The sequence below is a fragment of the uncultured Thiohalocapsa sp. genome (assembly GCF_913062725.1).
Classification (GTDB): Bacteria; Pseudomonadota; Gammaproteobacteria; order Chromatiales; family Chromatiaceae; genus Thiohalocapsa.
The window spans coordinates 21,762-30,732 of the sequence record NZ_CAJXWY010000048.1; the positions used below are offsets into that span (position 1 = coordinate 21,762).

General features: G+C 66.7%; 11 protein-coding genes. 5 read left to right on the forward strand and 6 right to left on the reverse strand.

What is annotated here, in order from left to right; genetic code table 11:
• Positions 1–19 precede the first annotated feature (19 nt).
• From QZ588_RS13160 to rluB, 4 genes are all read left to right on the forward strand, one after another.
• On the forward strand, positions 20–1,237 hold the full coding sequence (locus QZ588_RS13160) for a tryptophan--tRNA ligase (RefSeq protein ID WP_295543402.1): 1,218 nt from the start codon (positions 20–22) through the stop codon (positions 1,235–1,237).
• Between the two features lie 59 nt (positions 1,238–1,296).
• The gene (locus QZ588_RS13165; RefSeq protein WP_295543403.1) at positions 1,297–2,082 is read left to right on the forward strand and encodes a ScpA family protein; all 786 of its coding nucleotides are present in this window, start codon (positions 1,297–1,299) and stop codon (positions 2,080–2,082) included.
• An 83-nt stretch (positions 2,083–2,165) separates the two neighbouring features.
• A complete protein-coding gene (gene scpB / locus QZ588_RS13170; RefSeq protein WP_366929570.1) occupies positions 2,166–2,771 on the forward strand; it encodes an SMC-Scp complex subunit ScpB in 606 nt (201 codons plus the stop codon).
• 22 nt (positions 2,772–2,793) lie between these two features.
• Entirely contained in the window at positions 2,794–3,696 is a 903-nt protein-coding gene (rluB, locus tag QZ588_RS13175; protein ID WP_366929569.1) for a 23S rRNA pseudouridine(2605) synthase RluB, read from the forward strand.
• A gap of 94 nt (positions 3,697–3,790) precedes the next feature.
• Here the strand turns inward: rluB and QZ588_RS13180 are convergent, their stop codons facing one another.
• Positions 3,791–4,243, reverse strand: coding sequence for a DUF2177 family protein (locus QZ588_RS13180; RefSeq protein ID WP_295543404.1), 453 nt, complete (start codon positions 4,241–4,243; stop codon positions 3,791–3,793).
• Between the two features lie 194 nt (positions 4,244–4,437).
• Between QZ588_RS13180 and QZ588_RS13185 the strand changes: the two genes are divergently transcribed.
• On the forward strand, positions 4,438–5,637 hold the full coding sequence (locus QZ588_RS13185) for a hypothetical protein (RefSeq protein ID WP_295543405.1): 1,200 nt from the start codon (positions 4,438–4,440) through the stop codon (positions 5,635–5,637).
• 278 nt (positions 5,638–5,915) lie between these two features.
• Here QZ588_RS13185 and QZ588_RS13190 read toward each other — a convergent pair whose 3' ends face one another.
• The 5 genes from QZ588_RS13190 to nifK form a co-directional block, all read right to left on the reverse strand.
• Entirely contained in the window at positions 5,916–6,188 is a 273-nt protein-coding gene (locus tag QZ588_RS13190) for a DUF6129 family protein (protein ID WP_295543406.1), read from the reverse strand.
• A 104-nt stretch (positions 6,189–6,292) separates the two neighbouring features.
• Complete coding sequence (locus tag QZ588_RS13195) at positions 6,293–7,015, reverse strand: dinitrogenase iron-molybdenum cofactor biosynthesis protein (protein ID WP_295543407.1); 723 nt, start codon at positions 7,013–7,015, stop codon at positions 6,293–6,295.
• Positions 7,016–7,191: 176 nt separating this feature from the next.
• Positions 7,192–7,380 carry a 4Fe-4S binding protein gene (locus tag QZ588_RS13200; protein WP_200232877.1) on the reverse strand — a complete coding sequence of 63 codons (189 nt, stop codon included), beginning with the start codon at positions 7,378–7,380 and terminating at the stop codon, positions 7,192–7,194.
• A 53-nt stretch (positions 7,381–7,433) separates the two neighbouring features.
• Complete coding sequence (nifT, locus tag QZ588_RS13205) at positions 7,434–7,652, reverse strand: putative nitrogen fixation protein NifT (RefSeq protein ID WP_295543408.1); 219 nt, start codon at positions 7,650–7,652, stop codon at positions 7,434–7,436.
• Positions 7,653–7,729: 77 nt separating this feature from the next.
• On the reverse strand, positions 7,730–8,971 hold a 1,242-nt coding region (gene nifK, locus QZ588_RS13210), incomplete at its 5' end, for a nitrogenase molybdenum-iron protein subunit beta (RefSeq protein WP_295543409.1).

Genomic DNA, 8,971 nt, shown 5'->3' on the forward strand with positions numbered 1-8,971 from the left:
CGGCGAAAGGCCCTCATCCGTGACTCCCGTATCCGCACAGAATCCACGCGTCCTCTCCGGTATGCGGCCCACCGGGCGTCTGCATCTCGGCCATTATCATGGTGTGCTCAAGAACTGGGTCGAGCTGCAGCACGAGTTCGACTGCTTTTTTTTCGTCGCAGACTGGCATGCGCTGACCACGGACTACGAAGACCCCTCAGGTATCCCGCAGGCGACCTGGGATATGGTGGTGGACTGGCTCGCCGCCGGTGTCAGCGCCGGCTCTGCGACGCTGTTCATCCAGTCACGGGTGCCCGAGCACGCCGAGCTGCATCTGCTGTTGTCCATGATCACGCCGCTCGGCTGGCTGGAGCGGGTGCCGAGCTACAAGGATCAACAGGAAAAGCTGAAGGAGAAAGATCTCGCCACCTATGGCTTCCTCGGCTATCCGCTGCTGCAAAGCGCCGATATCCTGATCTACAAGGCCGGCCAGGTGCCCGTGGGCGAGGATCAGGTGGCCCATGTGGAGATGACCCGCGAGATCGCCCGGCGCTTCAACCACATCTACGGCCGCGAGCCGGACTTCGCAGAGAAGGCCGAGCAGGCCAAGCGCAAAATGGGCAAGAAAAACGCCAAGATGTTCGATCGCCTCCGTCGCAGCTACACCGAGCAGGGCGATCATGAGGCGCTCGACAAAGCCCGTGCCCTCCTGGAGAGTCAGGCCAATATCACCGTTGGCGATCGCGAGCGCCTGCTCGGTTATCTGGAAGGCGGCGGACGGGTGATCCTGCCGGAGCCACAGTCGCTGCTGACCCGGGCGGCGAAGATGCCGGGGCTGGATGGCCAAAAAATGTCCAAGTCCTACGGCAACACCATCGCCCTGCGCGATGATCCGGACGAGGTGGCTCAAAAGCTGCGCACCATGCCGACGGACCCGGCACGGGTGCGCCGCAGCGATCCGGGCAATCCGGAGGTCTGTCCGGTCTGGCAGTTCCACGTCGTCTACTCCGACGACGGCATCAAGGAATGGGTGCAGGCGGGCTGCCGCTCCGCCGGCATCGGCTGCATCGAGTGCAAGCAGCCCATCATCGAGGCGGTGCGCGCCGAGCTCGCGCCCATCCAAGCCCGGGCCGCGGCGCTCGAAGCGCAGCCGGAGACGGTGCGCAGCTTTATCAACGAAGGCTGTGAGCATGCCCGGGATGTGGCCCGGGAGACCATGGACGAGGTGCGTCACGCCATGTCCCTGGTGCAGGGCTGAGCGCACCGGCCATGACGGCGCCCGGGACCCCGCAGCGCGAGCCGGCCACAGCGGATGCCATGGCCGAGCAGCCGATCGCCATCGTCCGCGGTGCGCCGTTGCTCAAGCTGCCGGAGGACCTCTACATCCCGCCCGACGCCCTGGAGGTCTTCCTGGATGCCTTCGAGGGGCCGTTGGACCTGCTGTTGTATCTGATCCGCAAGCAGAACCTCGACATCCTCGACATCCCTATCATCCAGATCACCACCCAGTACATGGATTACGTGGAGCTCATGAAGGAGCTGCGCCTGGAACTGGCGGCGGAGTATCTGGTGATGGCTGCCATGCTCTGCGAGATCAAATCGCGCATGCTATTGCCGCGCCCGGCGCTCACGGACGAAGAACAGACTGATCCTCGCGCCGAGCTGGTGCGCCGGCTCATGGAGTACGAGCGCTACAAACAGGCGGCGCAGGCGCTGGACGGCCTGCCGCGCGAGGGCCGGGACAACTTGCCGGTGACGGCCGAGCTGTCGTCGGAGCACATCCGGCGCATCCCGCCGACGGTGGAGCTGAGCGAGGTGCTGGCGGCGCTGCGCGACGTCATGCGCCGGGCCGACTTGTTCACCAGCCATCGCGTGGCGCGCGAGTCGCTGTCGCTGCGCGAGCGCATGTCCCGGGTGCTGGCGGCGGTGCAACGTGGCGGCTTCGTCCCCTTCGAGGCGCTGTTCGATGTCACCGAGGGCCGTGCCGGTGTGGTGGTGAGCTTCCTCGCCATCCTCGAGCTGGTGAAGGCGACGACCCTGGAGCTGGTGCAAGCGCAGCCCTACGCGCCCATCCACGTGCGCCTGCGCGGCGGCGCGGCATGATGCGCGATCGGGGGCAGCCCGACACGGCAGAGGCGGCCACCGACGGCGCCGAGCTTGTGCCGCTGAACGCCTTGTCGTTGGCCATGCCGCCCGTCAAGCAAGTGGTGGAGGGGGCGCTGATGGCGGCCGGTGGGCCGCTCACCCTGGATCAGATGCTGGGGCTGTATCCGGAGGATCGCCGTCCCGCCGGCGGCGAAGTCCGTGCGGCGATCGACGCTTTGATGACGGATTACGCGGAGCGCGGCATCGAATTGGTGGAGGTGGCCGGCGGCTGGCGCATTCAGGTGCGCCGGGCGGTGGCGCCCTGGGTGGCGCGTCTGTGGGAAGAGAAGCCGGCGCGCTACTCCCGCGCCCTGCTGGAGACGCTGGCGCTGATCGCCTATCGCCAGCCGATCACCCGCGGCGAAATCGAAGAGATCCGGGGTGTAACGGTCAGCACTCAAATCGTCAAGACCCTCACCGAGCGCGAGTGGGTGCGGGTGGTCGGCCACCGCGACGTGCCGGGACGCCCGGCGCTGTATGCCACCACCCGGCGGTTCCTGGACTATTTCGGCCTGCGCTCTCTGAACGACCTGCCGCCCCTGGCCGAGCTGCGCGACCCGGCGTTTTTTGAGCAACAGCTGCGGGCCGCCGGCGATGCTGCCATCGATGCGGCGATGGACGAGCCCGACGATGACAAGCCAAGATAAACGCCGGCCGAGACGCAGGGCCTTGCGACGCCCAGCCGGGCCCGAAAACACCAGCGCGCGCCCGCAAGAGCCGCGTACCGGCCTTCAGACCGACGACAACGGCCGGCCGCGGCGGCCGCAGGCGCCGGACACCGGGGCGGTGCGGCTGCAAAAGATCCTCGCAGAAGCCGGCCTCGGCTCGCGGCGCACCCTGGAGGGCTGGATCAGCGAGGGGCGGGTGCGGGTCAACGGCCAGCTCGCCAAGCTCGGCGACCGTGTGCTGCCCAGCGACCGCATCAGCGTCGACGGCGAGGCGGTCAAACGCCGTGGCCCGCGCCAATCACGCCTGCGGGTGCTCGCGTACCACAAGCCCGAGGGCGAGATGGTCACGCGTCGCGACCCGGGGGGCCGTCCGACCATTTTTCAGCGCCTGCCGGGCATCCGCGACGGGCGCTGGATCACCGTCGGCCGCCTCGATCTGAACACCGCGGGCTTGCTGCTGGTCACCAACCACGGCGAGCTCGCCAACCGGCTCATGCACCCGTCCCGGCAGGTGGAGCGCGAATACGCCGTGCGCATCCACGGCGACATCCCGGACGGCGCCCTGGAGGCGCTGGTGCAAGGCGTGGCGCTGGAAGACGGCCAGGCGCGCTTCGAGGAAATCGTCGAATCCGGCGGCAGCGGCGCCAACCGCTGGTTCCATGTGCTCTTGCTGGAAGGCCGTAACCGCGAAGTCCGCAGGCTGTGGGAGGCCGTTGGCTGTGAGGTGAGCCGCCTCAAGCGCGTGCGCTTCGGCAACGTCATCCTCGGTGCGCGGCCGCTGCCCGGGCAGTGGCGGGAGCTCACCGGCGAAGAACTGGATGCATTGCTCGCCATCGCCGGCCTGCCGCCGGCGCGCCACCCCCGCCGAGGCACGACGGCACGCGTGCCCGGGCGCAGGCGCTAACGGGCGGCGCACAAGGCTGCGACTTGCGCGGTGCGCGCCGGCGCCCGCACCGGCACGCGTGCCAAGCCGCATCCGTGTCGGGGTTCTGGGGTATTCAGTGCCGCCCTTGGCCGGTGCCTTCGGCAGCCGTGGGCCCCAGGCGCATCCGTAGTCCGATCCAGCAGCCGATGCTCGCCACCACCGCGGACAACAGTACGCCCCAGGCGGTGTCGATGAACACCATGGTCAGCGGCCAGGCGGGCAGCGTGGCACGGTTGGTGAGCTCGTAGGTGATATAGGTGAAGAACCCGAACAGCCCGCCGTTGACTGCCGCATCGCCGATGCGCCCGGACGCGAGCCCGGGCCGCACGCCGAAATACTGAATCCCGCCGATGAACAGCAGGTAGAACGCGACCGCCGCCGCCCAGTCCACCTGCGGGCTCAGTAGATGGCCGATCTGCGCTTGGTAGAAGTCCACGGCGATGACACCGAGCCAGAGCAGATCCACGGCGAAGAACACGGGGACAAGGGCGAGGTAGAGCTGCAGGTGTCGGATTGGCTCAGGCATGGGGTGGTGCTCGCTGGCGGCGTCGACAAGGCGATGATCATACCCCCGCGCCCGGGGTCTGAGGGGAGCGGCGAGACAGGATCTCCATGGCCGCTGTGGCTCCTGCGTGCGTCTGCGGTTGAGCATTCTCAACGCAGAGTATTAGCTAATACTAATATACTGTCTCCAATCGTCGACTCCTTTGGAGCAGTGCCATGAAACGGATCGAGACCTCGGCCTATCACCCGCTGTATTTCCTGTCGGCGCTCGGTGCCGGCGGGCTGACGGTGACCTTCTTCCTGTATTTCCTGTTCCTGGTGCCGCATCCGGGCACACCGCTGGTGACAGCGGACAACCTGCTGGCGCTGTGGGCGCAGGGGCCGGATTGGCTGCGGCCGCTGTTGCTGCTCGGCGTCATCGGCTTGTTGGCGATGGCGGCGCTGCATCTGCGGCTGTTGGCTTGGAACCTGGCGCACTACCGGCGCTGGCGGCGTAGCGAGTCCTTCGAGCGCCTGCGCGCGGACAACAAGGATGTGGCGCTGATGGCGCTGCCGCTGACGCTCACCATGAGCATCAACGTGCTGTTCGTGGTGGGCTCGGTGACGGTGCCCGGACTTTGGGACTACGCCGAGTATCTGTTCCCGGGCGTGCTTGCGGTGCTGCTGGCCCTCGGTGTTTGGGCACTGCGTCTCTATGGCGGTTATCTCGCCAGGCTGGTGATGACGGGCGCCTTCGACTTCGTCGGCAACGCCAACCTGGGCCAGATGATGCCCATTTTCGCCTTCGCCATGATTGCGGTGGCCTTCGCCGCACCCGGCGCCATGAGTGAGCACCAAGTGGTGAACGCCGTTGGGCTCTTCTTCGCGCTGTTCTTCCTCAGCCTGTCGGCGCTGCTTGGACTGGTGAAGCTGGTGGTCGGGGTCCAGGCCATGCTGCGCCACGGCATCAGCGCCAGTGCGGCGCCGAGCCTGTGGATCCTGATTCCGATTCTGACGCTGTCCGGTATCACCCTGGTGCGGATGATCATGGGCCTGCAGCATGCCTTCGACTTGGAGACGCCGCGGCCGGCGCTGTTCGTGCTCACGTCCGTGATCCTGTCGCTGGAGATCCTGTTTGGGCTGCTGGGCTATGTGGTCATGCGGCGGCTCGGCTATTTTCGTGACTATGTGGCGGGTGATCTGCAAAGTCCCGGTGCCTACAGCCTGATCTGTCCTGGTGTCGCCTTCTTCGTCTTCGGCTGGTTCTGGATTATGTTCGGGCTGGTGGGTAATGGCCTGGTGACGCCGCTCACACCAGCCTTCTTCGTGCTCCTGCTACCGCTGATGTTCGTGCAATGGAAGAGCTTGGAGACGCTGCTCCGGCTGAACCGGAAGCTGCTGGGCAAGGCATCGGCGGGTTGCTGCGCGCAGACCTAGGGAGATGCTGATGTATTGGGCATCCTGCCCAAAAAGCAGACGGAGCCGGAAAACGCGGTTTCCCGGCTCCCTCATTGTCAGCGACTTGCGTCGCTGCAAATGGCGGGGCGTCCTGCCCCGCTCGGGAAGCGCCAACAAATCGGCGCTTCCCTAGGTCAGGGATAGACGCCGGACGCTGCTGGTCGGGCGCTGCGCGCGCACAGCGGCTGCACCTGCGCCAGCGGGGGCCGCGCGCAGGGCGGGATGAGCGGGCCGGAAGCGGCGGGCGGCGGCGTCGCTCAATCGTCCCCGCTGACTTCGGCCAGCACCAATCCGGTGGCGCTGGCCTGGCTGCGGGTGAAGGCGATGCAGTGCCCGGCGCTGGTGACGAGGTAGAGATTGAAGCCATCCGCCTCGCGGTAGGGGGCGATACCGGCACCAATGTCGTCGTCCAGACAGTGGGTGAAGTGGACGTCTGGAAAGGCGTCCCGGAGCGCCGCCACGGAGTCGACGGTCAAGCCGGCGCGGGTCATGATCGTGGTGACCTGGTCGAGGAATGCGTCGGTGAGCATGGGTGTCGGCCTCGATTGGGATGCCTCGGATGGGACTCGCGGCATGGGGGCAGCGCAGACGCGGATACCGCCGGATCGCTTTCAGCGCTGGGCTGAGGGCACAGTCAGGCCTCGTCGACGCTGCGCTCGAAGCGTACCCGCTCATCGACGGCTTGCCCCATGACCTTGGCGAGCCAGGGCGGGGCCTGATCGGCGAGCAGGCCGGCGAGGACGGTGACCTGAGCGCGGGCACCGCCGCCCTGGGGACACTTGATGGGGTGGATATCCTGCTTCACCACTTTGGCCGCGGCGGGGCCGCCGATGCTGGCGACGAAGAGCACCTGGCAATCCTCGATGAGCGAGGCGCGGTGCGTGTTCTTGTCGTCCGCCGCCTGGCTGTCGTCGATCTCGCGGACATCCACGAGCCGCTGCGCACCTGCGGCCACCTGATAGATGAGGAAGCGACGGCAGGAGCCGAAATGGCCATCCAGCAACTCACCGCCGTTGGAGGCGCAGGCGACGCGGATGCTGCCGGCGCGGGCCTGCGCCTCGGTGAGCGGGGCTTCGACGGGTGGCGGCGGCTCGATGTCCGCGCCCTGGCCCTTGAGCAGCGCGAGGGCAGCCTTGAGGCGCTCGGCATCCACCTCGGCGAGCTCGCCATCGACGGCGGCCTTGAACTGCTTCGCCGTCAGGCCGTCCAGTTGGGCGGCGGTGGGTGGCAGGCCCACGCTGTCCGCCAGCACCTCGAGCAGGCGCGCGGGGTCGGTGTTTGGCAATGCGCGCGCGGCGAGGCCGATGCGCAGGGCAATGTCCTCGGACAGGACGTGTGGGTTCTGGGCGTCGTTCATGCGCATCTCGCGTCGGCTGCGGTTGAGAACTGGGGCGCGGGACCGCCGGCGCCGGAGACTGCGTCGGCCGGGTGGTGAGCCCGAAGGGCCGCTCCTGCGGTGTCGGCCGTCCCTGGCCCAAATCCCGGCGCCGGGGCCGGAAAGACGCTGCGCGTCGGTCCGGTTGTGCGGCCGGCTCAGGCCGGCACGATGCAGTCGTCTTCCATGCACACATCCAAGCACTGCGGGTCGGCATCGTCGCACTCGGTACAGCTCTCGGCGTCGATTTTGAACACGCCCTTGAAGGGCAGGATGCTGTCGGTGGGGCAGACGGACTCACAATCGCCGCAGGCGGTGCAGAGGTCGCGGATGATTTGCAGGGCCATGGTTGGTCTCCTGTGTGGGTGGTGTCGGACAGACGGAGGGCTTGGGCGCGCCGTTATGCCTCGGCGCGCTTGAACCTGAGCGTGGTCGGGAAGCTCGGCGGCGGGCTGACGGGGTCGATATACCAGCGCGAGCCGTCGGTGAGCTCGACGGCGCCGCCCCAGGCATCGGCGGTGTCGGTCTCGACGCTGGCGATGGTCTCTTCCATATCCTTCTTGGCGACATAGAAGAGCAGACCGCCGGCGTCGTTCTTTCGAATCATCACAGTGGGCATCGGGTGCTCCGGGTCACGGGTGACGAGTGCCGAGTTTCGAGGGGACGGGCAGGGCGCCCCGCCCCTCGAGACTTGCCTCAACGGATCAGGTCGTAGTTGTAGTCCGTGACGCCCATCTCGCGCGTCTCCTCATCGAGGCGCTCCAGCACCGCGTTCACCAGGGTGGTGACCATGTACATGGCGCCCTCGTAGCCCATGGTGGTCATGCGGTGCAGGTGATGGCGGTCGAAGATCGGGAAGCCGATGCGGATCAGCGGCACCTCGTGCGCCTTGCCCTTCTTCAGCGTATCGCGCTGGATGAACTTGCCGTAGCTGTTGCCGATGAGGAAGTCGGGCTTATCCGTGAAGCACAGCGAGCGCAGATGCCAGAGGTCTTTGCTGACGAAGACCTCCGCCTGCTGGCCGTAGGGCGAGTCCGCCAGCATCTTTTCCATGGCCTTCTTCCAGCGTTTGTTGGCGTGTGCGCAGAGGATGTGCTTCGGCTCGGCGCCCAGCTCCAGCAGGAACTTGGTGAGGCCCATGACGAAGTCCGCATCGCCGTACAGGGAGAAGGTCTTGCCGTGCAGCCACTGGTGGCTGTCCTGGATCATGTCTACCAGCCGGCCGCGCTCCTTGGCGAGGCTCGCCGGGATCTCCTTGCCGGTGAGCTCCGCCACCTTCATGAGGAAATCATCGGTCCACTCCAGGCCCATGGGGATGTTGATGGCCGATGCCGGCTGCTGCCAGGTGGACTGGACGAACTTCTTGGTCTTCACCAGTTGCCAGGGCTGCAGCAGCAGGGTGTCGATGGCATTCGGCGCGTCCTTGACCTCGGCGATGGTCGTGCCACCCTCATACATGCGGTACTCGCCGTCGGAGGGCGTGTCGAGCACCTCGGTGGGGTCTGAGAGCAGCGAATAGCCGACGCCCATCTCGCGCATCATGCGGTGCATGACCCGGTAATTGCCGAGATAGGTCTCGAAGCCGGGCACCAGATTGAGCTTACCGTTGGCGCCGACCTGCTTGTCTTCCATGTGGTTCAGCGTGAAGTAGCGCAGCACACCCTCGAACATGTTGTCCCAGCCGGTGGTATGGCTGCCAACGAAGCTCGGCGTATGCGCATAGGGGGTCGGGAACTCCGCCGGGATGTGCCCTTCCTTCTTCGCATTGCCGATGAAGGCGTTCAGATCATCACCGATGACCTCGGCCATGCAGGTGGTGGAGACGGCGATCATCTCCGGCTTGTACAACGCCTTGGCATTCTCCAGGCCGCTGAACATGTTCTTCTGGCCGCCGAACACCGCCGCGTCTTCGGTCATGGAGTCCGACACGCAGGCCAC